This is a genomic window from uncultured Alistipes sp. (assembly GCF_910580175.1).
In the GTDB taxonomy this organism is placed as follows: Bacteria; Bacteroidota; Bacteroidia; order Bacteroidales; family Rikenellaceae; genus Alistipes.
In genome coordinates, this window is sequence record NZ_CAJTXD010000003.1 from 275,257 (window position 1) to 300,348 (window position 25,092).

Genomic DNA, 25,092 nt, shown 5'->3' on the forward strand with positions numbered 1-25,092 from the left:
GCCGTTCCGGCATGGTGCCCGGGGCAAGGAGTCCGGGGGCGAATAAATTTACGATTGTTGTTATGTTGAAGTCTCGTTATTCTTCCGACGAACGGATGTGCGATCTGGTCTGCGACCGTTATGCGGTGTTGCAGGTCATGAGCCGTTTCGGCATCGCGCTGGGATTCGGCGACAAAACCGTGGCCGAGGTGTGCGCCGAAAACGAAGTCGATGCGTCTACGTTCCTGGCCGTCGTCAACCTCTCGGCCGGCCCGGGTGCCGGCGAGGAGTGCGCGGCCGATGTCTCGGTGCGTTCGCTGCTGGATTATCTGCACAATTCCCACGGCTATTTCCTCGACTTCCGCCTGCCGGCCATCCGGCGCAAGTTGATCGAGGCTGTCGATTGCAGCTTGAGCGACGTTTCGTTCGCTATCATGCGCTATTTCGATGAATATGCTGCCGAGGTCGACCGTCATATGGCCTACGAGGAGAAGTCGGTGTTTCCCTATGTCGAAGCATTGCTTGCCGGAGAGAAGAAGGCCGACTATTCGATGGAGGTCTTCCGGCGCCACCACGATCGGATCGAAGAGCGCCTGCGCGAGTTGAAAAACATCATCATCAAATACTATCCTTCGGGCGGCAGCAACGAACTGAACGGTGTGCTGTACGATATCTTTACGTGCGAGGAGGAGCTGACCTCGCACAATGCGGTCGAAAACCAGATTTTCATTCCTGCTGTCGAACGGCTGGCGGCCGACGGGGCGTGCGCCGAGCGGCAGGAACCGTTGAGCGCCCGAGAGCGGGAGATTATTGTTTGTGTAGTCAAAGGGTTGACCAACAAGCAGATCGCCGACGAATTGTGTATTTCGACCCATACGGTCATTACCCACCGGCGCAATATTGCATCGAAATTGCAGATCCATTCGGCGGCCGGACTGACGATCTATGCCATCGTCAACAAGCTGGTCGAACTTTCGGAAATCAAGGACTCCATAACCGATACGCAAGCATGACGCACCGCCACCACGCATCACACGGTCACCATCGGATTTCGTCGCTCAACCGCGCTTTTCTGATCGGCATCGCGCTCAACGTGTTGTTCGTGGTTGTGGAATTTCTTGCCGGACTGTGGTATGGTTCGATGAGCTTGCTTTCCGATGCCGGACACAACCTTTCGGACGTCTTCAGTCTGCTGTTGGCCATGCTGGCGTTTCGGCTGGCGCAGGTGCGGCCCACGCAGCGTTATACCTATGGTTATAAGAAAAGCACGGTGCTTATTTCGTTGTTCAATTCGTTGCTGCTTCTCATCGCCGTGGGGATCATCATCGCCGAGAGCGTGGGGCGCATGCTCCATCCTGCTCCGATCCAGGGCGGCGCCATCGCGTGGACGGCTGGCATCGGCGTGCTGGTCAACGGTTTTACGGCGTGGCTTTTCATGAAAGATCGCAAACGCGACCTCAATGTCAAGGGAGCTTATCTTCACATGGCGGCCGATGCGCTGGTGTCGGTCGGCGTGCTGGTGTCGGGGTTGGTAATCGTCCGCACGGGCTGGACGATCGTCGATCCCATCGTGGGGATGATCATCGCTGTCGTGATCGTGGCTTCGGTGTGGTCGCTGACGCGCGACAGCCTGCGCCTTTCGCTCGACGGCGTGCCGGCGGGGATCGATGTCGCCGAGTTGGAACGACGCATGATCGCCGTCGAGGGGGTCGAAGCGGTGCATCACATCCACGTTTGGGCCATGAGCACGACTGAAAATGCACTGACAGCCCATGTGCTGCTCTCCGATCCGTGTATGATGGTGCAGGTAAAACCCCGGCTCAAAGCAATGCTTTCCGAGGCGGGCATCTGCCATGCGACGCTCGAATGCGAAATCGTTGCGGAACATTGCAGCGGGCGGTGCGAATGAAATAATCGGAATGTTGCGATCCGGTGCGTTGGGCGGCTTTTCTGCCGTGCGAGTGCCGTACTCTCCGGCGGGAGGCGAAGTCGCCGTTCTGGTTTTCTATGGCACCGGATCGTATCCGCTTCCGCCCCAGGGGTGGCAGCGGGCCAGGCGCCGCAAGGTAAGCCATCCTCCTTTCAGCGGGCCGTATTTGCGCAGTGCTTCCAGCGCATATTGCGAGCAGGTAGGCGTGTAGCGGCATGCGGGCGGCGTGAGCGGCGAGATGCACAGCTGATAGAATCGCACGAGCAGCAGCAGGGGCAGAGCTAATAAGCGCTTGAACAAAGTATGCGTTTTGTCGTTCATGGCCGAATCGGTCAAAGGAGATCGTCCGGCTGCCGACCCGCCGTTTGCATTTGTTCGCCTATTGTCGAAAGAATTTTCACGACGGCGCGTTCGATGTGTTTGTAAGGCAGCGCCTCTTTCGATGTATAGATCAAAGCCATCGTAAGATCCGTCCCTGTTTGGCCGGGGGCGAGGAGCTGTTTTTGCTGGCGATAGGCTTCTTTGGTGCGGCGGCGCAGCAGATTGCGCTTGTTGGCCCGCTTGTGGTATTTCTTGGGTACGGAAAACAAGACTTCCGGCCGGCCGGCGTCGTTTGCGGCGGATTCCGCGAGCCAGATATAACGGAACGGAAAGACGAAGCCGCTTCGGCCCTGCTCGAAAAGACGGCGGATCGCTCCGAGCGACCGAAGCCGCTCTGCGCGGGGAAGCGAACGGTCGGACATGCTGCGGGGCTATTTGCGGGATTCGGCGTTGGCGCGGCGCGTGCGGCTCTTGGCCAGTTTGTGCTGCTGGGTGCGCAGGAACTCCTCCTTGTGCGTGTCGGTCGTCAGGGCTACCGGCTCGACCTCTTCGCCGCGTTCGATTTTGGTCAGATACAAGTCGATCGCCTTGGCCATCGAGGGTGCGGCGGGCGTGGGAGCGTTGGCCAGCACACGCAGTTCGGCATCCAGCGCCGCGCGCAGCGTGCCGTCGCCGAAGACCGCCACGGGGGGCAGGTCGGCCGGCTTGTACTTCGCCACGAGCGTCTTGACGTCGGAGGGCGAATAGAGGGCCAGCAGGCCGTATTCCGAGACGTGCACCGCATCGAGGTCTGCGGCGACCGTGCGGGCCAGAATGACGGGGTCGACTGCGAGTTTGAGCTTCGACAGCGCATCGGGCAGCTCGGGTTTGTGCGGCTCGCTGAGCGCCAGGAGGAATTTTTCCTCCTTGTGCTTGATGATCAGTTCGACGAGCGACGTGAACGACCCGTCGGCGAACGATATTTTGCGCTTGCGGTAAACGATGTATTTTTGCAGGTAGAGGGCCACGGCCTCGGTCTGGCAGATGTATTTCATGGTCTCCGGCACGGCGATGCGGGCCTCTTCGCAGATGTGGAAGAAACTATCGACGGTGGTGCGGGACGTGAAGATGACGGCCGTGTGTGTGAGTATCTCGACCCGCTGGGCGCGGAATTCTTTCAGGGAGACGCCCTCCACGCGGATGAAAGGGCGGTAGTCGATTTCCACTTCGTGCCGCCGGGACAATTCGTAGAACGGGGATTTCTCGATGATGGCTGGTTTCGGCTGCGAAACCAATACGCTGTCGATTTTCAAATGTACCTCCTTTTACGGTTATTGTTGCTTCTGGGGTTTATCTTACCGCTAACAGCCACAGCAGGCTGAAAGGGAAGATTTCCACGATGCAAAGGTACAAAAACCAATATAAAATCGGAATTTTTTTTACAAGAAACAGCTGCGACGTCTCTCTGAGGCACAAGATTGCCGTAATGGCCAATCCGATGGCCGTGATGTAGAGCCAGCTGGTACCCAAGTCCGAGGGAACGAGCGCCAGGAGCAGGAACAGCGGGAGGGCGAAAATGGCCGCCAATGCAAAATAGGTGCGTTTGAGCATCCATATTTGGTCGGTCAGCAACATGGCGAGCGTGACCGTGCCTACGGTCTTCAGCAACAACGACTGGTAGACGGCGATCAAAGCCCACAGCGCTGTGGCAAGCAGGCTTGCTGTGGCAAGCAGTTCGCGGGGCCAGGCTTCCGGAATCTCGGCGGGCAGCAGCGTGTCGACGCATTTGATCGTTGCGGCGCCCAGGAACAGCAGGCCGAAGACTGCCGCGATGTTGAGGAACCGGAGCATGTTGTTGCCGCTGCCCGAACTCTCCGTGAGCCGTTCGTGCGAAGCCCGGGTGTGGAAAATCCGGCGGAAAAGCAACACGATGTCGTTCAGATGGCGATAGAGGAAGATGGCATAGGCCGCCGTGAGCAGCAACACCAGGATTTCGAACGCCGGGGTGCCGGTCAGGGAGCGGGCCGGGGCGGTCGCGGGCGACGGAACCGGAATGCCGGCCGCACGGAACGAGGCGGCGCCGAAAACCTCCTGCGGTGCAACGTTGCGGAAGGCCGGTTCGGCGACGGTTGTTGCGGGCAGCGAATCGTGCGCATGCCCAAGGTCGTCGGAAAAGAACAAGCCGGAAGCAAGAAGCGAATCGGGGCCGGAAAGAGAGGCCGTGGCCATTAACGAATCGGAGCCGGAAACGGTGTTTTCTTCGGGCAACGATGCGGCGGTCGTCGGCCGGGTTGCGGCCGAAGCATCGTGGGGCGGGGTTGCCGAGCGCGCGTTTGCGGTCGTGTCCGCCGTCTTTGGAGCAGAGACGTCGGAAAGAGCGGGTGCGGCCGTCGGGGCGATCGTCACTGCGTCGCCTGCCGGCTGTCTGTCGGTCGTTTGGGGCGGCAAGCTGTCGCTGCGGGGTGTCTGGGTGCCGGTCATGTCTCAAAAATGCGTTTGAGCGTGATGCGGATCGTGGTGCCTTTGCCCGGTTCGGAGTCGATCACGGCGATGCGTCCTTGGTGGTATTCCTCGACGATACGGCGCGAGAGCGACAATCCCAGGCCCCAGCCGCGGGTCTTGGTGGTAAAGCCGGGTTCGAAGATGCGCTTCCAGTTGCTTTTGGGGATGCCTTTGCCGGTGTCGCGCACGTCGATCATCACGTGTTTTTCGTCTGCCGAAATCCGCACGTCGATCGCCCCGTGGCCCTGGAGGGCGTCGAGCGAGTTCTTCATCAGGTTCTCGACCACCCATTCGAAGAGCGCCGCGTTGATGTTGGCCTGCACGGGCGCGATGGCCAGCCCGTTGTAGTCGAGCGTCACGTTGCGGGGGATGCGTTTGCGGAAATACATGACCGATTCGCCCACGGTCTCGTTGATGTTGGCCGGGGTAAGCGGCGTTTCGGAGCCGATCTTCGAGAAGCGGTCGACGATCTTCATCAGGTGCGTCAGATCCTTGTTCATCTCCTCGACGGCCGCCGGATCCACGGGTTGCGAGCGCAGATACTCGATCCAGCCCAGCAGCGACGAGGTGGGCGTGCCCAGCTGGTGGGCCGTCTCTTTGGCCAGACCGATCCATACGCGGTTCTGCTCGTCCTGCTTGGTCGAACGGAAAGCGATGAATCCCAGCAGGATGAAGAGCGTGACGACCAGCAGCTGCACGTAGGGGAACCAGTAGAGCGACTTGAGCAGCCGCGACTTGCCGTAGAAGATGATGTGGTAGTGGTCGTTCGTCCACCAAAACCGCACGGGCAGCGGGGTGTTCTCCTCGGTAAAGCGCTCGATCTGGCGGCGCAGCAGGTCGGGATGGTCGATCACGCGGTCGGGAATGAGGTGCGAGTTGATGACCTCCAGATTCTCGTTGGTAATGATGAACGGAATGTTGTTGCTGTTCGACACGATGTCGGCGATCAGCGGGTCGGCCATGGCGTTGCCCGTCGCATTGCGGTTGACGCGTTCCATCGCATGCGCCCAGAGCGCGACGTCGTGCTGTTCCTTCTGTTTGAGCCGCTGGGCCATGTTGTTGGTGTAGAGCAGCGACAGCGCACCCAGAAGCACGCCGATAATGATTACTACCACGCGGTTGCGGAACGAGAAGATGCGACGGAATTTCATGGCGGGCGGCGGTTACTTGCGCGGTGTATCCTGCTCGGTCAGGATGCGCGCATATTCCTGCGGGTTGTGCAGCAGCTCGATGGCCTGCTGCACGTCGCGGTCGTCGGGCAGCGAGTGGGCGAGCACCGCTTCGGTGTAGCCATGGCGCAGCACGATGTCGTTGTCGATCGAGCGGACGATCTCCTTGCGGTAGGTCTCCAGGTTGGCCTGCGTGTCGTCGCGCAGGTTCTTTTCGAGGGTTTCGATCTGCTCGTCGATGGCGTCGAAGCGATCCGCCTTGGCCGCGTCGCGCAGTTGTTTGAGCGCCCGGCGCGAATCCGACTCGTAAGGCACCTCCTTGTCCTGCATGAAGGTGCGGAAGTCGTCGTAGTCGGCATCGGTAATGGTAAACGATACCAAGTCGTCCGGCTTCCCGGGGTTGCGGCGCATGTAGTCGTCGGCGAAATCCTCGATGAAGCCCAGCGCATAGAGCGTCGCCGCAAAGCGGCTGATGTACTCCGGCTCGGTGCGCAGGTCGGGCATCACGCCGCCGCCGTCGTAAACCTTGCGCCCGGCGCGGGTCGTGAACTCCGAGATCAGCGAGTCGGGAACGGCGTTCACGGCGCCCTGCTGCGAGTGCGAGTAGTCGATGGCCTGGATGCAGCGGCCCGAGGGGATGTGGTATTTGGCCGTCGTGAGTTTCAGCATGGCGTTGTAGCCCAGCGGGCGGGTGCTCTGCACCAGCCCCTTGCCGAAAGTGCGCTGCCCGACGAGCACCGCGCGGTCGAGGTCTTGCAGCGCGCCGGCCACGATTTCGGCTGCCGAAGCCGAGTTGCCGTTGACCAGCACGACCAGCGGCAGGTCGGGAAATGCCGGCTCCGAGGCCGTGCGGTAGACCTGCGCCGACTCGGCGGTGCGCCCCTTGGTGGTCACTACTTCGGTGCCTTTGGGCAGGAACATCGAGAGAATCTTGACGGCCTCCTGGAGAATGCCGCCCGAATTGGAGCGGTAGTCGAGGATCAGCCCTTGGAGCCGGCCCTCGCTGCGGAGCCGTTCGATGGCGGCGCGCATCTCTTCGTAGGAACCCTCCGTGAAGTCGCTGTGGCGGATATAGCCGATTCCCTCGGCTGCCCAGCCGGCATAGGGGATGCTCGGGATGGCGATGCGTTCGCGGGTCAGCGTCACGGTCTGCTGCTGCCCGTCGAGGTGCTCGACGCTGACTTTTACCTGTGTGCCCGGGTCGCCCTTGAGCAGGGCCGACACCTGGTCGGTCGTGAAGCCGCGGGCGTCCTTGCCGTCGATGGACATGATCTTGTCGCCGATCTTCAGCCCGGCGCGGTCGGCGGGCGAACCCTTGTAGGGCTGGGCGAAGATCACGCGGTCGCCTTTCTGGCGGATGAGCGAACCTACGCCGCCGTATTTCCCGGTGGTAAGGATTTCGAAAGTCGACATTTCGTCGGCCGGGATGAATTCCGTATAGGGGTCGAGTCCGCGCACCATGCCCTGGGCGGCTCCGGTCATGAGTTTGTCCGGATCGACGGGATCGACGTATCCGAGCGAGAGTTCGCGCATCATGTTGACCGCGATCTCCATGTTGCGGCCCAAACCGAAATCGTTGGGTTGGGCGTAGGTCAGCAACAGCGCGGCGCCGATGGCCCCTGCGGCGCAGAGAAGGTATTTTCTATTCATTGCGTTCTGCCGTTTGTATGTAAGAATCGAGCCGGTAACCGACCCGGGCGACGCCGCGGCGTATCCCCTCCAGCACGATCCATTGGCCGTATTGCGACACTTCGATTCGGTCTTCGAACAGAAGCATCGTGCGGTGCAGGAGCGTGTCGGCGCGGAACGTCAGTTTGCCGTCCGATTCTTCGGACAGCGAAAATCCTGCCGACTTGAACGCATTGACGAGCTGTTGGCGGTGCCGCTCCAGGTCGCCCTCTACTTTGCGCGAGACGAATCCGAAGCGCGGATACAAGGCGGCGAGCACGATGATGGCGATGAGCAGGGTCAGGTAACGATCCGTGTGGAGCATGACGTAGATCGTCTCATCGAGCGAGAGCGCGGAGGTGCCCGAGAGAAGCATCAGGGCCATGATCGCTACGCAGAGCACGCACATGGCGACGAAATATTTGAAAGCACGCAGTAGATACATGAGAAAAAGGGTTTGCGGGGGTTATGGATTATTTATATTTATGTTCTTGATTTTTTCTGCCACCTCCTCCATCAACCGTCCGGGGGTCGACGTGGCGCCGCAGATGCCTGCCGAGCGGACGCCCTCGAACCATTCGGGGAGGAGTTCGGCTGCCTCCTCGACGGTGTAGGTGCGGGGGTTGGCGCGCCGGCACACTTCGAACAGCACCTTGCCGTTGGACGATTTGCGGCCGCAGACGAAGATCACGATGTCGAAGCGCAAAGCGAATTCGGTCAGATGCTGCTCGCGGCCCGAGACCTGGCGGCAGATCGTGTCGTCGATGCGCACGGCGGCCGGATCGGCGGCCCGGCGGCGCATCTCGGCGCCCAGCCGCTCGAAAAGCGCGATGCTCTGCGTGGTCTGGGAGAGAAAGTGGATGGGGCGGGCGAAGTCGATCTGCGTCAGGTCGGCTTCGTTTTCGATGACGATCGTGGGGTCGTCGACCTGCCCCGTGAGGCCCACCACCTCGGCGTGGCCCCGTTTGCCGAGGATGACGACCTGCCCGCCGACGGGGCGCATCTGCTCGTGGGCCTGCACCACGCGGGCTTGCAGTCGGGCGACCACCGGACAAGTGGCGTCGATGATGCCGATGCCCAGACGCCGGGCCTCGGCGTAGACGGTCGGCGGCTCGCCGTGGGCGCGGATGAGCATGCGGCACCCTGCGGCGCGGGCCATGTCGGCCCGGGTCAGCGTCTGCAACCCCAGGTTTTCGAGCCGCTGCACTTCGAGCCGGTTGTGGACGATGTCGCCCAGCGAGAAGACCGTGCCACCCTCGGCCAACGCCGCCTCGGCCTCGCCGATAGCCCGGACGACGCCGAAGCAGAATCCCGATTTATGGTCGATCTCGATAACCACGAAAGTAGATTATTTTATAGGCTGGATGTCCGAATCCGAACCCGATGGCTTGATTACCCGAACCCCGAATCCCGATTGTTCGATTGCCCGGTTGCCGGTCGGGGGCAGATTATCCGGTCGCTTGTGCTATTTTGTTATGTTGCTGAATGTTTTCATGAACCACTCCATCTGTTCGGCGACGGTCATGCGGCTGTTGTCCAGCACGATGGCGTCTTCGGCCTGCCGCAGCGGCGATATGGCGCGGCTCATGTCTGCCTTGTCGCGTTCGCGCACGTTGCGCTCGATCTCTTCGAGGGAGACCTGCTGTCCCTTGGCGGTCAGCTCGTCGTAGCGGCGGCGGGCACGCACGGCGGGGTCGGCCGTCATGAAGAGTTTCAGCTCAGCATCGGGGAAGACCACCGTGCCGATGTCGCGGCCGTCCATTACCACGCCGCGGCGGCGTCCCATCTCCTGCTGCATCGCTACCAGCTTCTGCCGCACGGCGGGGATGGCCGAGACCTGGCTCACGCAGTTGCTTACCTCGATGGTGCGGATCTTGCCCTCGACCAGATCGCCGTTGACATAGATGTCGCTGGCTCCGCGCGAGGGGTTGAACCGGAAGGTAATGGCGATCTGGTCGAGCAGGCGGCAGACGGCCTCCTCGTCGACGATGCCCGAGCGGATGGCGCCGTGTTCCTGGGCGTAGAGCGTCACGGCGCGGTACATGGCGCCCGTGTCGATGAAGATGTAGCCCAGACGTGCCGCGATGGCTTTGGCGAAGGTGCTTTTGCCGCATGACGAGAAACCGTCCACGGCGATTATGATCTTGTGCTTAGTGTCCGACATTGGGGAGAATATCAAAAAAAGTGGATAATATTGTATAGATGCCTAACAGACCGATGACGACGCCTGCCACATGGTTGATGGTAAGCATGTGGCGCGGGCGGAAGCGCCGGCGGAAGAGGTTGATGACGAACGCCAGGAGCGTCCACCAGGCCGCTGCGCCGCCGAAGAATCCGGCGATGACGAAAAGCGCCCGCACGAAGCCGCCGAAGCCTGCGCCCGTGACGTCGCCCGACGAGATGTTGAACACGGCGAAGAACGCCAGGATGTAGGGGATTACCATGATGAAGTTGGCGATCGTCAGCCCGAAGATCGAAGCGAAATCCTGCCACAGCGAACTTTTGCCGGCGCGGTTGCGGCGGATCTGCGGCACGGGGTTCTGCGAAAAGATGTAGACCCCGACGACGATTACTAACAATCCGCCCACGATGCGCAGCAGGGTGTTGTACTGCTCGATCTGGCTCTGGAGCATCGAGTAGAAGAAGAACGCTGCCATGGCCATGAACGTGTCGGCGCAGGCTACGCCGATGCCCGAGACGATGCCCGAACGCCGGTTCTTGGAGAGCGTGCGCTGGATGCAGAGCACGGCTACGGGGCCGACGGTAATCGAAGCGGCGATGCCTACGCAGATGCCGCGAAAGAGGACTTCCAGGGTTTCGAATGACATGGTTTCGGTTGGGTGTGCGGGGATAGCCCTGCTGCGGGCGAAGCGAACGGATTCGGCTGCGCCGGGGCGGCGGTTATCCCGCACAAAGATACGAATAAGCGAGCGCAAAAGCAAACTCGTTTGCATTTTGCCGAGCGGGAGTATCTTGGGCGCAGCCAAAGTCGAATAAGCGAGCGCAAAAGCAAACTCGTTTGCATTTTGCCGAGCGGGAGTATCTTGGGCGCAGCCAAAGATATGAAAAAGGTGCGACATCCGCACCACGGTCGACGAAAAAAGGCACGCCGATTGCGCTTAAGGTCGGATATGTTGATAAAATATCGAAAACTTCGGTTCGGGGGATGCCGCACCGAATCTGAAAAAAGGTAAATTTGCATCGACGAGGATAATCGGGCGAACGGCTGCAAAGATTTGCGTGGCTGTGCGGTGCCGGAGTCGTCTTTTCTAATTTTCAAGAAGATATGGCAGAAATGAAACAATTCGGACTCGATGTGGAGCTGGACGAGCAGACGGCGCAAGGCCACTATTCGAACCTGGCGATCATATCGCATTCGTCGTCGGAGTTCATCATCGACTTCGCGGCCGTCCTGCCGGGCGTGCAGAAAGCGCGCGTGAAGAGCCGCATCATTCTTACGCCCGAGCATGCCAAGCGGCTGCTCCGCTCTTTGCAGGAGAACATCGTACGCTACGAGAGCAACGTGGGCAAGATCGAGATTCCCACGCCTCCGCCGGCATCGGACGCCGGCCCCAAGATGGGGGAAGCGTAATAAACGAGGAGCCTTCCGGAAGGCTCCTCGTTTCATCTATACCGAATCAGGAAACCACCGGTTTCCCAGTGCCGTGGCGTTTCGAAACCGTTTTACAATACCTCCGCCACTACATAGGTGCTGCCTCCGATGAAGATCATGTCTTCGGGGGCGGCCAGTTCGCGTGCCCGGGCCAGCGCTTCCGCCACAGTCTCCGCAGTCTCGCCCTTCAGTCCATAAATCGCCGCTTTCGCGGCCAGTTCGGCGGCCGGCAGGGAGCGGTGGCTCTGCGCCGCCGTGAAGATGTAGTGCGCATCGCGGGGCAGGAGCGGCAGGGTGTGGGCCAGATCCTTGTCGCGTACGAATCCTATCACACAATAGAGTTTCTTGTGGGGCGTGGCGTTGAGCTGCTCGGCTACGCAGGCGATGCCGTGGGCGTTGTGTCCCGTGTCGCATACGGTAAGCGGCGCTTCGGCGATCCGCTGCCAGCGGCCGCATAGCGAGGTGTTGGCCGCTGCATGGCGTACGCCTTCCACAAAGGCGCGGCGCGATATGGTAAGCGGCGTCTCCTCGTGCAGGAAGTCGACCGTCGCCGCGGCCGTCACGATGTTGCGGCGTTGGTAGCTGCCCGCCAGATCGAGGTGGAGGTCGTAGGCCCGGTTGTCGCGCAGGCGGCGCAGGCGGAACTGTTGGCCGTTGTCCTTTGCGGACTGTTCTTCGCAGGCGAAGACTTCTTCGGCATAGATCGTCTTCGACTTGTTGGCTGCGGCGGCTTGTTCGATTACCGGATTGTAGCGCGCGTCGCCCTCGCCGATGATGACGGGGATGCTTTTCTTGATGATGCCCGCTTTCTCGGCGGCGATCTTTTGCAGGGTGTCGCCCAGCAGGTCGGTGTGATCCAGACCGATGTTGGTAATGACGCTCACGATGGGTACGATGATGTTCGTTGCATCGAGCCGTCCGCCCAGTCCGGTTTCTATGACGGCCACCTCCACGTCGCTCTGGGCGAAGCAGTCGAAGGCCAGCGCTGCGGTCATTTCGAAGAACGAGAGGCCGAGTTCCACCATCTTGTCGTGGTGTTTGTCCACGAAGTTGACCACTTTTTGCTTGGGGATCATTTCGCCGTCGACGCGGATGCGTTCCCGGAAGTCGGTCAGATGCGGCGAAGTGAAAAGCCCTGTGCGATACCCGGCCTGTTGGAGTACTGAGGCGATGATGTGCGATACGGAGCCTTTGCCGTTGGTGCCGGCCACGTGGATCGTGAAGAAGTTGCGCTGCGGGTTGCCCATGTGGCGGCAGAACGCGGCGATACGCTCCAATCCCGGTTTGTAGGCCGTGGCGCCTTTGGTTTCGTAGGCGGGGAGGGCCTGGAAGAGGAATTCGAGGGTTTGGGTATAGTTCATAGTCTGGGTGTGTGTCGCCGGACGGGCGTCGTTATTCTATGAGGTGGTTTCGCTTTTTTATCCGGTAGGCGAGGTAGTAGAGCACCGAGAGCAGCAGGACGTATTCGGCCATGCGGCCCAACCAGTCGCCGTAGCGGGTGTAGAAAGTCTGTTGCGAGTGGAGCGGGACGTCGGCCGTGAGGATGCCGCGCTCCGCCCAGCCGAGGGTGGCGCCCACATCGCCGCGTGCCGAGATGAAGCCCGAACGCCCCGTGTTGGCCGAGCGGGCGATTGCCCGGCGGTGCTCGATGGCCCGCAGGCGCGAGATGGCGAACAGGTGGCGGTAGCCTGGCGTGTCGCCCCACCAGCCGTCGTTGGAGATGATGGCCATGAATTGCGCGCCGCGGCGGACGAAGCCGCCGTAGAAGTCGCCGTAGAGACCTTCGTAGCAGATCGCCGGGCCGGCCGTGATGCCGGCATGCGTGAATGCCGTGCCGTGTTCGCCCACGCCGATTTGCCCCAGCGTGCCGCCCAGGTCGATGACCAGGAATTCGAGCCATTCGAAGAGCCACGGCATCGGGGTCTTCTCCACGCCGATGACCAGACGCCCCTTGTGGTGGAGCTGGCGGCGGCCTGCGGTGTCGAGGCCCAGTGCACTATTGAAGATGTCGTAGTAGCCGTTCGTGTAGGGGTCGAAGCGTGCCGTGCGGGTCTGCATGCCGGCCGGATAGCGGCGCAGGGTGTTGGCGCCTGTGACGAGCAGGGCGCCCGGGGCGCGGCGGCGCAGGGTGTCGAGCAGTTCGTCGGGGAAGGCGCCTGCGACCTCGGGTTCCCGATAGTAGCCGGGCAGCGCCGTTTCGGGCAGCAGGATGAATTGTGCGTCGGCCGGCACCTGCGCCAGCAGGTCGACGATGTTGCGCTCTTGCCGTGCGGCGTCGGAGTGGAATTTGTCGTAGCAGTCGACGTTGGGCTGGATGATCGTTACGCGTGCCGTGCCTTGGTCGGGGGTTTCCCAAGTCAGCCACATGACGAGCGACAAGGTTACGGGCGCAAGCAACATGCAGCCGGCCGCAATCCAGCGGCGGACGTTGCGGCGATGCTGCCACGCTTCGAAGAAGAGAATATTGCACAGCAGCACCCACAGCGAACCGCCGAAGACACCCGTGTATTCGTACCATTGCACGGCCCACACGTCGTGCGAGAAGCCGTTGCCGAGAATCAGCCACGGCCAGGAGAATTCGCCCACGGTATACCAGTATTCGGTGGCGATCCATGCTGCGGCCAGCACGGTGTAGGCCAAGGGCTTGGGTGCTTTCTTCGAAAAGGTGTGGTAGAGCATGAACGCGATCATGTTCAGCGTCGTCGAGGCGAGCGTGGCCGCCACCGGCCCCACGGGCGTGGCATGCCAGATCCACCAGACGGTGGCCGCGTTCCACAGCGCGAAAGTCAGCGCCGCCCACCCGAAAACCCGCCACCAGGAGCGGCGCGAGGCGTCGTAGGTCGATGCGAGCCGCAAGAGCGGCACGAGCGCCACGGGTAGTGTAAGCCCTGTGAGGGAGAGCCAGCCGCCCGAGAGCAGGATGACCGAACCGATGACCGCCGCGATTTTACGAGACATGGAGAGGGGGTTTATGCCTGCAAAAGTAGTCAAACGACGGCATATTTCAAAAATAAGAGGTGGCGATTTTCGCGGTTTTGTGCCGTGCCGATGATGCCGGATCGAAAAAAATCGTATATTTGCTTAATTGTTCGTGCCGGCGCTTTTCGCCGCACGGGTCTGAACCGATAGTCCGATATGATAGAAACCAAGGCAGTTGCTGAGAAATTCGCTTCGATTTACGGGTCGGGCGCTTCGTTGTTCGTTTCGCCGGGCCGCATCAACCTTATTGGCGAGCACATCGACTATAATGGCGGGTTCGTCTTCCCGGGCGCTGTGGACAAGGGAATCGTGGCGGCCGTCCGCCCCAACGGCACCGACCGCGTGCGGGCCTTTGCGCTCGACTTGGGCGAGGAGGCCGTTTTCAGGCTGGATGAAGCGGACAAGCCAGTGCAGGCGTGGGCTTGCTATCTGTTCGGCGTGTGCCGCGAAATGCAGAAACGCGGCGGGGAGGTCGGCGGTTTCGACACCGTTTTCGCGGGCGATGTGCCCCTGGGTGCCGGCATGTCGTCGTCGGCCGCTCTGGAGTCGGTCTATGCTTTTGCCCTGAACGAGTTGTTCGGGTGCGGCATCGACGGGTTCGAACTGGCGCGCATCGGCCAGGCCACCGAACACAACTATTGCGGCGTCAAATGCGGCATCATGGATCAGTTCGCCTCGATTTTTGGCAAGAAAGGGCATCTGATGCGGCTGGACTGCCGGTCGATGGAGTTCGAATATTTCCCGTTCGATCCCGAGGGGTACAGGTTGGTGCTGCTCGATTCGCGGGTAAAGCACGAGTTGGTCGGATCTCCCTACAACGATCGCCGGGTGTCGTGCGAGCGGGTCGCCGCGGCATTGGGGCAGGAGTTGCTGCGCGGTGCCACGATGGAGCGGCTCGATGCGATTCGGGAGCGGATTTCGCCGGAGGATTACAAGCGCGCCCGTTATGTGATCGGCGAGGAGCGCCGCGTGTTGGAGGTGTGCGACGCTTTGCAGCGGGGCGATTACGAGACCGTGGGCGCCTGCATGTTCGAAACCCATCGCGGCATGTCGGAAGACTACGAAGTGTCGTGCGAGGAACTGGATTTTCTGGTCGCGGTGGCCCGGGAGTGCGGCGTGACGGGTTCCCGCATCATGGGCGGCGGCTTCGGCGGCTGCACGATCAATTTGGTGCGGGACGAACTCTGCGATGCTTTCCTTGCCGAAGCCCAAAAGCGGTTCGACGAAAAATATGGCCATGAACCGTGGGTTTACGATGTCGTGATTTCCGACGGCGCGCGAAGATTGTAGGGCTGCCGGCAAGTCGGACGCATGGAGTATTTCGGAAACATATGAAGAAAGGAACCGTTCTCGTTTCGGGCGGTGCCGGGTATATCGGCACCCATACGGCGGTCGAGTTAGTCGCCGCCGGTTACGGCGTAGTGATCGTCGACAACCTTGCCAATTCGGAAGCCTGCGCCGTCGAGGGCGTGCGGCGCATCACGGGCATCGAGGTGCCGTTCGAGCAGGTCGATGCCTGCGACGGGCAGGCCCTGCGGGGCGTCTTCGAAAAATACGGGTTCGTCTCGGCGATCCATTTCGCGGCGTTCAAGGCCGTGGGCGAATCGGTGGCCGATCCGCTCAAGTACTATCGCAACAACCTGACGTCGTTCATGAATCTGTGCGCCCTGATGCACGAATTCGGACGCTCCGACGTGGTGTTTTCCTCGTCGGCCACGGTCTACGGCCAGGCCGGGGTGCTGCCCGTGACGGAGCGGTCGCCGCGCTTGCCTGCGACCTCGCCCTACGGCAATACCAAGCAGATGGCCGAGGACATCCTGCGCGACTGCTGCGCGGCCTACGCGTGCATGCGGGGTATTGCGCTGCGCTATTTCAACCCCATCGGCGCCCATCCGTCGACCCTGATCGGCGAACTGCCGCGCGGGGTGCCGCAGAATCTGGTGCCCTACATCACGCAGACGGCGGCGGGCATCCGTCCCTGCCTTTCGATCTTCGGCAACGATTATCCGACGCCCGACGGCACTTGTCTGCGCGACTATATTGATGTGGTCGACTTGGCCCGCGCGCATGTCGCGGCCGTGGATCGCATGACGCAGGGCCGCATGGAGGCCTCCTACGAGGTTTTCAACATCGGCACCGGCCGGCCCGTTTCGGTGCTGGAGCTGGTCGAGGGGTTCGAGAGGGCCAATGGAGTGGAGGTGCCCCGCAAGTTCGCACCGCGGCGTGCCGGCGACGTGCCCGCCGTGTGGGCCGACACCCGATTGGCTGCCCGGGCGCTGGGCTGGCAGGCTGTCCGGCCGCTCGAAGAGACGCTGCGCACGGCCTGGGCCTGGGAAAAACGGATCAGAGGGATAAAATAAAATTATAATTATGAAACCTACGCTTTTTGTATTGGCGGCCGGCATGGGGTCGCGTTATGGCGGTCTCAAACAATTGGACGGTCTCGGCCCCCATGGGGAGACCATCATGGATTATTCGATTTTCGATGCCGTCCGCAGCGGCTTCGGCAAAGTGGTCTTCGTCATCCGCAAGGATTTCGAGCAGGATTTCCGCGAAAAGGTGCTCTCGAAATACGAGAACCACGTTGCGGTGGAGATCGTTTTCCAATCGGTCGATGCGTTGCCCGAAGGTTTCGTGTGTCCGGAGGGCCGTACCAAGCCGTGGGGCACGAACCACGCCGTGCTGATGGGCAAGGAGGCGATCCGCGAGCCGTTCGCTGTCATCAATGCCGATGACTTCTACGGCCGCGACGGCTTCCGTGTGCTGGCCGAGTGGCTCTCGAAGGCCTCGGGCGAAAATCGCTATTGCATGGTGGGCTACCGCGTGGGCAACACGCTTTCGGAGAGCGGCACCGTGTCGCGCGGCATCTGCTGCACCGACTCCCAGGGCTATCTGACCGGCGTCGTGGAGCGTACCGACATCGCGCGCATCGACGGCAAGATCACTTTCACGGGCGACGACGGCCGCCCTGCGACCACCGACGACACGACGCCCGTGTCGATGAACATGTGGGGCTTCACGCCCGATTATTTCCGCTATTCGGAGGAGGCTTTCAAGGCGTTTCTGGCCGAAAACATCGACAAGCCCAAGTGCGAGTTCTACATTCCCTACGTGGTCAACGAATTGATCGTCGGCGGCAAGGCGACGGTCGAAGTGCTCGACACCACGGCCAAGTGGTTCGGCGTGACCTATGCCGAAGACCGGCAGGGCGTGGTCGACAAGATTCGCGAGTTGGTTGCGGCCGGCGAATACCCCGAGAAGCTGTGGTAGCCGCCAGGCAGGGAAAGCAGCATCTGTTGACGCAAGACCCGGAGGAGATGCTCCGGGTCTTGTTTTATTCTGCCGGTTTGCCGTTGTAGATGAACCGGGCCAGGCCGTAGATGTAGCGCCGGAAGCCCGGACGATAAGCCAGCAGACGGTCGAACCATCCGAGGTGTCGGCCGGTCAGGCGCACCACGATACCTACGTAGAACATGGCGAAGAGCGTGCCGATGCCTACGATGTGCCACTGCCACGCTCCGAAAAAGAGATAGCAAGCCGCTATGCCGAGGGCCACGAGCAGGATGTCGACTGCGATTTTTACCTTGGGGAAGTCGATGCCCGTCGTTCGGCTGACAGCGACGGGAAATCCCTCGCCGGGCATGGTCACGCTGCCGCAGCGCACTTCGAGCGCGATGCCGATGCCGAGCAGGGTGCAGCCGGTTGCCTGGGCCAGCGCCTGCTGCCAGAGACCGACGGGCATGAGCCACGAGGTAAGCCGCATGTTCACGTCGATGAGCATGCCGAAGAGGAAGCCGATGACCAGCTGGAACAACTGCACCCAGATGACGCTCGAACCCAGCATCGAACGCACGCAGACGGCTACGCCTACGGTCATGACGAACAGCGACAAAAGCAACAGCAGATGCTGCCAGCAAAAGGAAACGATTTTTTCTTTCATGATGCGTTTCACCTGATCAGAACTCGCTGGCGAACGAGAACCGGATATCCTTGAAGTTCTCCTGCGCCAGGGTCAGTGCATAGCTCGTATCGGCCAGGAAGACGTCGCGGCCGTGCTTGTCGACGGCCATGTTGGTGTGCTTGCGTTTCTTGAAGTCGGCCAGCTGCGCGGCGTTGTCGCTCTCGATCCAGCAGGCTTTGTAGATCGAAATCGGTTCCCAGCGGCACGAAGCATTGTATTCGTGCTCCAGTCGGTATTGGATCACTTCGAACTGGAGCGCACCCACCGTGCCGATGATCTTGCGGCCGTTGAGGGAGCTGGTGAAGAGCTGCGCCACACCCTCGTCCATGAGTTGGTCGATGCCCTTGGCCAGCTGCTTGAACTTCATCGGGTCGGCATTCTCGATATAGCGGAACTGCTCGGGCGCGAACGACGGGATGCCCGTGAACTTGAGCGCTTCGCCTTCGGTAAAGGTGTCGCCGATCTTGAAGTTGCCCGTGTCGTGCAGACCCACGATGTCGCCCGGGAAAGCGGTGTCGATGACCGATTTTTTTTCGGCCATGAAAGCTGTCGGCGACGAGAATTTCATTTGCTTGCCGCTGCGCACGTGGAGGTAGTTCTTGTTGCGCTCGAACGTGCCGGAGCATATCTTCAGAAAGGCGATGCGGTCGCGGTGGTTGGGGTCCATGTTGGCGTGGATCTTAAAGACGAACCCCGTCATTTTCCCCTCCTGCGGTTCGACGGTGCGGGTCTCGGTCGGCGCCGGGCGCGGCGAGGGGGCGATGCGCACGAAGCATTCGAGCAGCTCGCGCACGCCGAAGTTGTTGACCGCCGAGCCGAAGAATACGGGCGCCAGCTCGCCCCGCAGGTAGGCGTCGCGGTCGAACGGGTCGTAGACGCCCTCGACCAACTCGACGTCCTGCCGCAGCTGCTCGGCGAATTTCTCGCCGATATGCCCGGATAGTTCGGGCGCTCCGAGGTCGGAAATCTCCACGGTCGAGGCGTCTGCCGTCTGCTTCTCGTCGGAAGTAAAGAGCGAGAGTTTCTTCTCGTAGAGGTTGTAGACCCCCTTGAAGGTCGGGCCGTTGGATATGGGGAACGCCAGGGGCCGCACGCGGATGCGCAGTTCGCGCTCCACCTCGTCCAGCAGGTCGAAAGGTTCCTTGGAGGGGCGGTCGAGCTTGTTGATGAAGACGATGACGGGCGTTCGGCGCATGCGGCACACCTCCATGAGCTTGCGCGTCTGTGCCTCGACGCCCTTGGCGCCGTCGATGACGATGATGACCGAGTCGACGGCCGTGAGCGTGCGGTAGGTGTCCTCGGCGAAGTCTTCGTGGCCGGGCGTGTCGAGGATGTTGATCTTGCAGCCGGCGTATTCGAAACCCATGACGGCCGTGGCGACCGAGATGCCGCGCTGCCGCTCGATCTCCATGAAGTCGGAGGTGGCGCCTTTCTTGATCTTGTTGCTCTTGACGGCGCCGGCCACGTGGATGGCGCCGCCGAAGAGGAGCAGTTTTTCGGTCAGGGTCGTTTTACCCGCGTCGGGGTGGGCGATTACCGCAAAAGTGCGGCGGCGGAGTATTTCGTCGTGTAAAGCCATATTATTAAATATAGTCCATGTTGTAGTGGCAGCCCACCGACTCCTTGATTTCGCGGCCCTGCTTGATGACCAGATAGGCCACGGCGATCATGTTGCGCAGTTCGCACAGGTCGCGGTTGGGTTTGGTCTTGCTGTAGAGTTCCTCGGTCTCTTCGTAGAGGGTCGACAGGCGCCGCATGGCGCGTTTGAGCGAGAGGTTCGACCGCACGATGCCGACGTAGTTGGACATGATGGTCTGCATCTCGCGCTTCGACTGGATGATCATCAGCATCTCCTCGGTGTGCTGCGTGCCCTCGAAATCCCAGTCGGGGATGCCCTCCTGGAACTCTGCCTTGCTAAGCTGCGCCGCGGCATGGCGGGCGGCCCGGTCGGCGTAGACCACCGCTTCGATGAGCGAATTCGAAGCCAGGCGGTTGGCGCCGTGCAGCCCCGTGCAGGAGGTCTCGCCCAGGGCATAGAGACGTCGGACGGAGGTCTGTCCGTCGGTGTCGACCTTCACGCCGCCGCAGCAGTAGTGCGCCGCCGGGGTCACGGGAATCAGGTCGGAGGTAATGTCGATGCCGATGGACTTGCACTTCTCGTAGATGTTGGGGAAGTGGCTCCGCACGGCAGCGGGGTCTTTGTGCGTGACGTCCAGGTAGACGAAATCTTCGCCCCGGCGTGTCATTTCGCTATATATGGCCCGGGCCACCACGTCGCGGGGGGCCAGCGACTTCATGGGGTGGTACTTGTCCATGAATTCCTCGCCCGATTGCAGGCGCAGGATGGCACCGAAGCCGCGCATAGCTTCGGTTATGAGGAAGTTGGGCTTCTCGCCCGGGTTGTAGAGCGTGGTGGGGTGGAACTGGATGAACTCCATGTTTTCGGTCAGCGCCTTGGCCCGGTGGCACATGGCGATGCCGTCGCCCGTCGCTACGACGGGGTTCGAGGTCGTGGAGTAGATGTTGCCGCAGCCGCCCGTCGCCACGATGGTAAATTTCGCCAGCATGGTTTCGATCTCGTTGGTGCGTTCGTTGAGCACGTAGGCTCCGAAGCAGGCCAGACCGCGGGTGTGGCGCGTGACGAATTCGCCCAGGTGGTGCTGCGTCAAAAGGTCGATGGCGAAGCGATGTTCGAGCACCGTGATGTTCGGGTGGCTGCGTACCGATTCGATGAGCGCCCGTTCGATTTCGGCGCCCGTGAGGTCTTCGTGGTGGAGGATGCGGTGTTCGGAGTGGCCGCCTTCGCGGTTGAGTTCGAACCGTCCGTCGGGTGTCTTGTCGAAGCGCGTGCCCCAGGCGATCAGGTCGCCGATCAGCTCGGGAGCGCTCCGTACGACCAGTTCGACGGCTTCCTGACGGCACTTTCCGGCTCCGCAGACCAGCGTGTCGCCGATGTGCTTCTCGAACGTGTCGGGGGCGTAGGTTACCGAGCAGATGCCGCCTTGGGCGTAGTTGGTGTTGCATTCCTTGATTTCGCCCTTGGTCACGACGGTAACGTGTCCGTGGGCGGCGGCTTTCAGCGCGAACGAAAGACCTGCGGCGCCGGAACCGATGACCAAAAAGTCGGTTTTCATGGATTCGAACCTTTTTTAAAGCGTTGCAAAGATACGAATAAAGTATTTAAAATGTAACTTTGCGGCACGATCAAGAACGAAATTATGGAACGGCATATAGCGATCGAAAATTATTGTTACGAGCTGCCCGAGGAGCGGATCGCCAAATTTCCCCTCGCGGAACGGAGCGCGTCGAAACTGCTGGTGTGGCGCGCCGGGGCGATCGGGGAGCGGCGTTTCGCGCAGATAGGCGACGTGCTTCCGGCCGGGGAGCTGCTGGTGTTCAACGACACCAAAGTGATTCGTGCCCGCATCATCATGCACAAACCCACGGGCGCCCGCATCGAGGTGTTCTGCCTCGAACCTCATGCTCCGGCCGACTACGAACGGGCGTTCGCCGTGACGGGCAGCTGCGAGTGGTCGTGCGTCGTAGGCAATGTGAAGAAATGGAAAGACGGCCCCGTGCAGATCGATTTCGAGTATGACGGGCGGCCCGAGTGTCTGCGGGCTTTTTTGGTCGGCGAGAACGGCCGCGAGCGCATCGTGCGTTTCGAGTGGTCGGCGCCGCTGACGTTCGGTCGGCTGCTCGAATGCCTGGGCCGCATACCGATTCCGCCCTACCTCAACCGCGAGAGCCAAGAGATCGACAACACGCGCTACCAGACCGTTTATTCCAAGTTCGAGGGTTCGGTGGCGGCGCCTACGGCCGGACTGCACTTCACATCGGAACTCATCGAAGCGATGAAGACGCGCGGCTTCGGGTTCGAGGAGGTCACGCTGCATGTCGGCGCCGGTACGTTCTTGCCTGTCAAGGAGCAGGACGCCGCGCGGCACCCGATGCACACCGAACATTTCGAGGTAAGGCGTTCGACGGTGGCGCGGCTGCTCGAAAAATGGGGCCATATCACGGCAGTGGGAACAACTTCGGTGCGTACGCTCGAATCGCTGGCGGCCCTGGCGTGGCGGATCCGCACGTCGGGAACACCCGATGCGGAGCGCGTGATCGGGCAGTGGGAGCTGTACGACATTCCCCACGAATTTTCGGGCCGCGATGCGCTGACCGAGCTGCTGGGCTACATGGATGCGCACGGACTCGACCGGCTGAAGGCCGCGACGCAGATCATGATTACGCCGCTGGGCTACGAATTCCGCATCGTGAATAACATAGTTACCAATTTCCACCAGCCTTCCTCTACGCTGCTGCTGCTTGTAGCGGCCTACGTGGGCGACGACTGGCGGCGCATCTACGACTACGCCCTTTCGCACGATTTCCGTTTTCTGAGCTACGGCGACTCGTCGGTGCTGATGCGGGATTGACCGGGAATCCGGGCAAAACGAGAGGGACGTTCCTTACAATGGAACGTCCCTCTTTTGTTGTCGGGCGGGATTTAGAAGTTGTAGCCTACGCTGATGGAGAAGCAGCTGTTGCGCAGCGTGCCCTCGCCGTCGCTCTCCTTTAAAAGATTCAGGCAGCCGATGTCGTAGCCCAGTCCGAAGTAGATGCGCTTCCAGACGACGCCCGCACCCAGACGCACGCCCAGGTCAGAGCGTTTCAGTTCGCCGTCGCTGCCGAAGATGTCGAACTTTGCATCTTCGAATTTCGCCTTGCCGCCGATGCCGATACCGTAGTAAAGGCCTGCGAAGGGTTGGATTGTAACCACGTCTTTGATGTTGAAGTGGTAGTTTACCAACACGGGAATTTGCAGATAGGAAGGACGGAAACTCACGCCCTCGATTTTGCCGCCGCGGCTCGAAAAGGCGAGACCGGTTTCAAGGTAGAAAGGCAGTTTGCCGGAGAGCAGGATCTGGTCGGAAACGGCGATGTGGAACGCAGCCCGGGATTTGGAGCCGATGGATACGCCCTCGGCCGAAATCGAATAGTTCGACAGGTTGAGACCGGCGCGGACCCCCAGGATGTTCTTTTTGAAACTTTGTGCCGAAACGGCGTTCGCCAACAGGATGGCGGTCATGATAAGTAATGCTTTTCTCATGATTTAAGGGATTTTTGGGTTGTTCGTGTGGCAAATATAGATAAAAATCCCCCCCCCATTTTTTGCGGACAAAATGCAACATTGGTTTTTATATTGCTGATTTTCAATCATGTGTGTTGTCGGTTGAAAAAGCTGTGCCGGGCGGCTTTGTGAAGCGGGGGCGACGATCGGACGGTAGGGAAGTTTGCAGCCGACACGGCCGCGTCGTTGTCCGGCAGACTTTGCCGAATGCTTGTCCGGCTTCCGGTTGCGGTCTTCGTTTGCAGCCGATGCGTGAAAAAAATAACAGCGGACATCCGCAATTCGCAATTATTTTGTAACTTCGCGCCGCAAAGGGACGAAGCCTGGCGACGGTGCATTCGGAGTTGTGCGGGCCGCAATCTTTGTCGGGCGGATGCCGGGGCTTGCGGAGCATGCTGCGGTCCCATGAGAACGGAAATCCGTGAAGATTCAAACCAAATAAATTCATTACGACTATGCAGATTGTAGAGATTCATGCAAGAGAAATCCTCGATTCGCGAGGAAATCCGACCGTCGAGGTCGAAGTGCGCACCGTATCGGGTGCTTTCGGTCGTGCCGCCGTGCCGAGCGGTGCATCGACGGGCGAGAACGAGGCGCTGGAGCTGCGTGACGGCGACAAGAGCCGTTACCTGGGCAAGGGGGTGCTCAACGCTGTGAAGAATGTCAACGAAGTGATCGCTCCGGCCATCATCGGCATGAACGTATCCGATCAGGTGGGCATCGATAAGACGATGATCGCGCTGGACGGCACGAAGACCAAGTCGAAGCTGGGTGCCAACGCCATTCTGGGCGTGTCGCTGGCCGTTGCGCGCGCCGCTGCCGATTATTTCGGCATGCCGCTCTACCGTTACATCGGCGGTACCAACGCCAAGACGCTGCCCGTGCCGATGATGAACATCATCAACGGCGGTTCGCACTCCGACGCTCCCATCGCTTTCCAGGAGTTCATGATCCGTCCCGTGGGCGCTCCTTCGCTCCGCGAGGGTCTTCGCATGGGCGCCGAGGTGTTCCACAACCTCAAGAAGGTGCTGCACGAGCGCGGTCTGTCGACGGCTGTCGGCGACGAGGGCGGTTTCGCTCCCGCGCTGAACGGCACGGAGGACGCTCTCGATTCGATCATCAAGGCCATCGAGAAGGCCGGCTATGTACCGGGCAAGGATGTGATGATCGGCATGGACTGCGCTTCGTCGGAGTTCTACAAGGACGGCGTCTACGACTACACCATCTTCGAGGGCGAAAAGGGCGCCAAGCGTTCGTCGAAAGAGCAGGTCGAGTACCTCAAGGGCCTGGTCGAGAAGTACCCCATCGATTCGATCGAGGACGGCATGTCGGAGAACGACTGGGAGGGCTGGCAGATGCTGACTGCTGCCATCGGCGACCGTTGCCAGCTCGTCGGCGACGACTTGTTCGTGACGAACGTCGACTTCCTGAAGAAGGGCATCGAGATGGGCTGCGGCAACTCCATCCTCATCAAGGTCAACCAGATCGGTTCGCTGACCGAGACGCTCGACGCCATCGAAATGGCGCACCGCGCAGGGTATACGTCGGTTACGTCGCACCGTTCGGGCGAGACCGAGGATTCGACGATCGCCGACATCGCCGTGGCTACCAACTCGGGCCAGATCAAGACCGGTTCCATGTCGCGTTCCGACCGCATGGCCAAGTACAACCAGCTGCTTCGTATCGAGGAAGAGTTGGGCGACGAAGCGATCTACGGCTATACCAAGGTATACCGCAAGTAAGTTCCGCACTTCAATAATCGGTTCCGGCAGCCTGCAACAGGCTGCCGGAATTTTTTGTCTGTAAAATGGCCCCGGTATCGGCTCTTGCGCCTACTGCGGCTCTTGGCGCCATGCGGGCCGCAGC

Annotated in this window: 24 protein-coding genes; 8 read left to right on the forward strand and 16 right to left on the reverse strand. The window is 60.8% G+C overall.

Annotated elements, in window-relative coordinates:
• Window positions 1-62 precede the first annotated feature (62 nt).
• Both QZ298_RS05565 and QZ298_RS05570 read left to right on the forward strand, forming a co-directional pair.
• A complete protein-coding gene (locus QZ298_RS05565; protein WP_296006395.1) occupies window positions 63-992 on the forward strand; it encodes a helix-turn-helix transcriptional regulator in 930 nt (309 codons plus the stop codon).
• Complete coding sequence (locus tag QZ298_RS05570) at window positions 989-1,888, forward strand: cation diffusion facilitator family transporter (RefSeq protein ID WP_296006397.1); 900 nt, start codon at window positions 989-991, stop codon at window positions 1,886-1,888. Before QZ298_RS05565 ends, QZ298_RS05570 begins: the two co-directional genes overlap by 4 nt.
• A 96-nt stretch (window positions 1,889-1,984) precedes the next feature.
• Here QZ298_RS05570 and yidD read toward each other — a convergent pair whose 3' ends face one another.
• From yidD to QZ298_RS05620, 10 genes are all read right to left on the reverse strand, one after another.
• Window positions 1,985-2,230, reverse strand: a complete 246-nt coding sequence (gene yidD, locus QZ298_RS05575) for a membrane protein insertion efficiency factor YidD (protein WP_296006400.1) — start codon at window positions 2,228-2,230, stop codon at window positions 1,985-1,987.
• Window positions 2,231-2,241: 11 nt separating this feature from the next.
• Window positions 2,242-2,652, reverse strand: a complete 411-nt coding sequence (locus QZ298_RS05580) for a ribonuclease P protein component (RefSeq protein WP_296006402.1) — start codon at window positions 2,650-2,652, stop codon at window positions 2,242-2,244.
• 9 nt (window positions 2,653-2,661) lie between these two features.
• Window positions 2,662-3,522, reverse strand: a complete 861-nt coding sequence (locus tag QZ298_RS05585) for a uroporphyrinogen-III synthase (protein ID WP_296006405.1) — start codon at window positions 3,520-3,522, stop codon at window positions 2,662-2,664.
• 37 nt (window positions 3,523-3,559) lie between these two features.
• A complete protein-coding gene (locus QZ298_RS05590; RefSeq protein WP_296006407.1) occupies window positions 3,560-4,690 on the reverse strand; it encodes a DUF4271 domain-containing protein in 1,131 nt (376 codons plus the stop codon).
• A complete protein-coding gene (locus QZ298_RS05595; protein WP_296006410.1) occupies window positions 4,687-5,862 on the reverse strand; it encodes an ATP-binding protein in 1,176 nt (391 codons plus the stop codon). Before QZ298_RS05595 ends, QZ298_RS05590 begins: the two co-directional genes overlap by 4 nt.
• Before the next feature lie 12 nt (window positions 5,863-5,874).
• Window positions 5,875-7,530 (reverse strand): S41 family peptidase, encoded by a 1,656-nt coding sequence (locus QZ298_RS05600; protein WP_296006413.1) that lies wholly within the window; start codon window positions 7,528-7,530, stop codon window positions 5,875-5,877.
• Window positions 7,523-7,993 (reverse strand): hypothetical protein, encoded by a 471-nt coding sequence (locus tag QZ298_RS05605; RefSeq protein WP_296006416.1) that lies wholly within the window; start codon window positions 7,991-7,993, stop codon window positions 7,523-7,525. Before QZ298_RS05605 ends, QZ298_RS05600 begins: the two co-directional genes overlap by 8 nt.
• A gap of 21 nt (window positions 7,994-8,014) precedes the next feature.
• Window positions 8,015-8,887 (reverse strand): 4-hydroxy-3-methylbut-2-enyl diphosphate reductase, encoded by an 873-nt coding sequence (locus QZ298_RS05610; protein WP_296006419.1) that lies wholly within the window; start codon window positions 8,885-8,887, stop codon window positions 8,015-8,017.
• A 126-nt stretch (window positions 8,888-9,013) separates the two neighbouring features.
• Entirely contained in the window at window positions 9,014-9,712 is a 699-nt protein-coding gene (gene cmk, locus QZ298_RS05615) for a (d)CMP kinase (protein ID WP_296006421.1), read from the reverse strand.
• Window positions 9,699-10,376 (reverse strand): LysE family transporter, encoded by a 678-nt coding sequence (locus QZ298_RS05620; RefSeq protein ID WP_296006423.1) that lies wholly within the window; start codon window positions 10,374-10,376, stop codon window positions 9,699-9,701. Before QZ298_RS05620 ends, cmk begins: the two co-directional genes overlap by 14 nt.
• A gap of 458 nt (window positions 10,377-10,834) precedes the next feature.
• Between QZ298_RS05620 and QZ298_RS05625 the strand changes: the two genes are divergently transcribed.
• Complete coding sequence (locus QZ298_RS05625) at window positions 10,835-11,140, forward strand: DUF3467 domain-containing protein (protein ID WP_296006425.1); 306 nt, start codon at window positions 10,835-10,837, stop codon at window positions 11,138-11,140.
• A 92-nt stretch (window positions 11,141-11,232) separates the two neighbouring features.
• On the opposite strand, the gene QZ298_RS05630 is transcribed toward QZ298_RS05625, so the two are convergent.
• On the reverse strand, window positions 11,233-12,522 hold the full coding sequence (locus tag QZ298_RS05630) for a folylpolyglutamate synthase/dihydrofolate synthase family protein (protein WP_296006428.1): 1,290 nt from the start codon (window positions 12,520-12,522) through the stop codon (window positions 11,233-11,235).
• Between the two features lie 31 nt (window positions 12,523-12,553).
• Window positions 12,554-14,119 carry an apolipoprotein N-acyltransferase gene (lnt, locus tag QZ298_RS05635; RefSeq protein WP_296006432.1) on the reverse strand — a complete coding sequence of 522 codons (1,566 nt, stop codon included), beginning with the start codon at window positions 14,117-14,119 and terminating at the stop codon, window positions 12,554-12,556.
• 177 nt (window positions 14,120-14,296) lie between these two features.
• On the opposite strand from lnt, the gene galK reads away from it, so the two are divergent.
• The 3 genes from galK to QZ298_RS05650 are packed head-to-tail and all read left to right on the forward strand — an operon-like array spanning window position 14,297 to window position 17,410.
• Entirely contained in the window at window positions 14,297-15,430 is a 1,134-nt protein-coding gene (gene galK / locus QZ298_RS05640) for a galactokinase (RefSeq protein ID WP_296006437.1), read from the forward strand.
• Window positions 15,431-15,471: 41 nt separating this feature from the next.
• Window positions 15,472-16,500 carry a UDP-glucose 4-epimerase GalE gene (gene galE / locus QZ298_RS05645; protein WP_296006440.1) on the forward strand — a complete coding sequence of 343 codons (1,029 nt, stop codon included), beginning with the start codon at window positions 15,472-15,474 and terminating at the stop codon, window positions 16,498-16,500.
• Between the two features lie 10 nt (window positions 16,501-16,510).
• Complete coding sequence (locus QZ298_RS05650; protein WP_296006443.1) at window positions 16,511-17,410, forward strand: nucleotidyltransferase; 900 nt, start codon at window positions 16,511-16,513, stop codon at window positions 17,408-17,410.
• Window positions 17,411-17,474: 64 nt separating this feature from the next.
• On the opposite strand, the gene QZ298_RS05655 is transcribed toward QZ298_RS05650, so the two are convergent.
• From QZ298_RS05655 to nadB, 3 genes are read right to left on the reverse strand one after another with little or no spacing between them, the layout of a single operon-like run.
• Entirely contained in the window at window positions 17,475-18,080 is a 606-nt protein-coding gene (locus tag QZ298_RS05655) for a DUF6198 family protein (RefSeq protein ID WP_296006445.1), read from the reverse strand.
• A gap of 16 nt (window positions 18,081-18,096) precedes the next feature.
• Complete coding sequence (locus tag QZ298_RS05660; protein ID WP_296006450.1) at window positions 18,097-19,680, reverse strand: peptide chain release factor 3; 1,584 nt, start codon at window positions 19,678-19,680, stop codon at window positions 18,097-18,099.
• A gap of 4 nt (window positions 19,681-19,684) precedes the next feature.
• Entirely contained in the window at window positions 19,685-21,235 is a 1,551-nt protein-coding gene (gene nadB, locus QZ298_RS05665; protein ID WP_296006453.1) for an L-aspartate oxidase, read from the reverse strand.
• A gap of 84 nt (window positions 21,236-21,319) precedes the next feature.
• Between nadB and QZ298_RS05670 the strand changes: the two genes are divergently transcribed.
• Complete coding sequence (locus QZ298_RS05670; RefSeq protein WP_296006456.1) at window positions 21,320-22,531, forward strand: S-adenosylmethionine:tRNA ribosyltransferase-isomerase; 1,212 nt, start codon at window positions 21,320-21,322, stop codon at window positions 22,529-22,531.
• Window positions 22,532-22,602: 71 nt separating this feature from the next.
• Here QZ298_RS05670 and QZ298_RS05675 read toward each other — a convergent pair whose 3' ends face one another.
• On the reverse strand, window positions 22,603-23,205 hold the full coding sequence (locus QZ298_RS05675; RefSeq protein ID WP_296006459.1) for a porin family protein: 603 nt from the start codon (window positions 23,203-23,205) through the stop codon (window positions 22,603-22,605).
• Window positions 23,206-23,681: 476 nt separating this feature from the next.
• On the opposite strand from QZ298_RS05675, the gene eno reads away from it, so the two are divergent.
• Window positions 23,682-24,968 (forward strand): phosphopyruvate hydratase, encoded by a 1,287-nt coding sequence (gene eno, locus QZ298_RS05680; RefSeq protein ID WP_296006462.1) that lies wholly within the window; start codon window positions 23,682-23,684, stop codon window positions 24,966-24,968.
• Window positions 24,969-25,092 lie beyond the last annotated feature (124 nt).

What these genes read in the sequence shown, in the direction of transcription:
- QZ298_RS05565 (WP_296006395.1), top strand. Translation starts at nt 63, where the DNA reads ATGTTGAAGTCTCGTTATTCTTCCGACGAACGGATGTGCGATCTGGTC.
- QZ298_RS05570 (WP_296006397.1), top strand. Translation starts at nt 989, where the DNA reads ATGACGCACCGCCACCACGCATCACACGGTCACCATCGGATTTCGTCG.
- yidD (WP_296006400.1), bottom strand. Translation starts at nt 2,230, where the DNA reads ATGAACGACAAAACGCATACTTTGTTCAAGCGCTTATTAGCTCTGCCC.
- QZ298_RS05580 (WP_296006402.1), bottom strand. Translation starts at nt 2,652, where the DNA reads ATGTCCGACCGTTCGCTTCCCCGCGCAGAGCGGCTTCGGTCGCTCGGA.
- QZ298_RS05590 (WP_296006407.1), bottom strand. Translation starts at nt 4,690, where the DNA reads ATGACCGGCACCCAGACACCCCGCAGCGACAGCTTGCCGCCCCAAACG.
- QZ298_RS05595 (WP_296006410.1), bottom strand. Translation starts at nt 5,862, where the DNA reads ATGAAATTCCGTCGCATCTTCTCGTTCCGCAACCGCGTGGTAGTAATC.
- QZ298_RS05600 (WP_296006413.1), bottom strand. Translation starts at nt 7,530, where the DNA reads ATGAATAGAAAATACCTTCTCTGCGCCGCAGGGGCCATCGGCGCCGCG.
- QZ298_RS05605 (WP_296006416.1), bottom strand. Translation starts at nt 7,993, where the DNA reads ATGTATCTACTGCGTGCTTTCAAATATTTCGTCGCCATGTGCGTGCTC.
- cmk (WP_296006421.1), bottom strand. Translation starts at nt 9,712, where the DNA reads ATGTCGGACACTAAGCACAAGATCATAATCGCCGTGGACGGTTTCTCG.
- QZ298_RS05620 (WP_296006423.1), bottom strand. Translation starts at nt 10,376, where the DNA reads ATGTCATTCGAAACCCTGGAAGTCCTCTTTCGCGGCATCTGCGTAGGC.
- QZ298_RS05625 (WP_296006425.1), top strand. Translation starts at nt 10,835, where the DNA reads ATGGCAGAAATGAAACAATTCGGACTCGATGTGGAGCTGGACGAGCAG.
- QZ298_RS05630 (WP_296006428.1), bottom strand. Translation starts at nt 12,522, where the DNA reads ATGAACTATACCCAAACCCTCGAATTCCTCTTCCAGGCCCTCCCCGCC.
- lnt (WP_296006432.1), bottom strand. Translation starts at nt 14,119, where the DNA reads ATGTCTCGTAAAATCGCGGCGGTCATCGGTTCGGTCATCCTGCTCTCG.
- galK (WP_296006437.1), top strand. Translation starts at nt 14,297, where the DNA reads ATGATAGAAACCAAGGCAGTTGCTGAGAAATTCGCTTCGATTTACGGG.
- galE (WP_296006440.1), top strand. Translation starts at nt 15,472, where the DNA reads ATGAAGAAAGGAACCGTTCTCGTTTCGGGCGGTGCCGGGTATATCGGC.
- QZ298_RS05650 (WP_296006443.1), top strand. Translation starts at nt 16,511, where the DNA reads ATGAAACCTACGCTTTTTGTATTGGCGGCCGGCATGGGGTCGCGTTAT.
- QZ298_RS05655 (WP_296006445.1), bottom strand. Translation starts at nt 18,080, where the DNA reads ATGAAAGAAAAAATCGTTTCCTTTTGCTGGCAGCATCTGCTGTTGCTT.
- QZ298_RS05660 (WP_296006450.1), bottom strand. Translation starts at nt 19,680, where the DNA reads ATGGCTTTACACGACGAAATACTCCGCCGCCGCACTTTTGCGGTAATC.
- nadB (WP_296006453.1), bottom strand. Translation starts at nt 21,235, where the DNA reads ATGAAAACCGACTTTTTGGTCATCGGTTCCGGCGCCGCAGGTCTTTCG.
- QZ298_RS05670 (WP_296006456.1), top strand. Translation starts at nt 21,320, where the DNA reads ATGGAACGGCATATAGCGATCGAAAATTATTGTTACGAGCTGCCCGAG.
- QZ298_RS05675 (WP_296006459.1), bottom strand. Translation starts at nt 23,205, where the DNA reads ATGAGAAAAGCATTACTTATCATGACCGCCATCCTGTTGGCGAACGCC.
- eno (WP_296006462.1), top strand. Translation starts at nt 23,682, where the DNA reads ATGCAGATTGTAGAGATTCATGCAAGAGAAATCCTCGATTCGCGAGGA.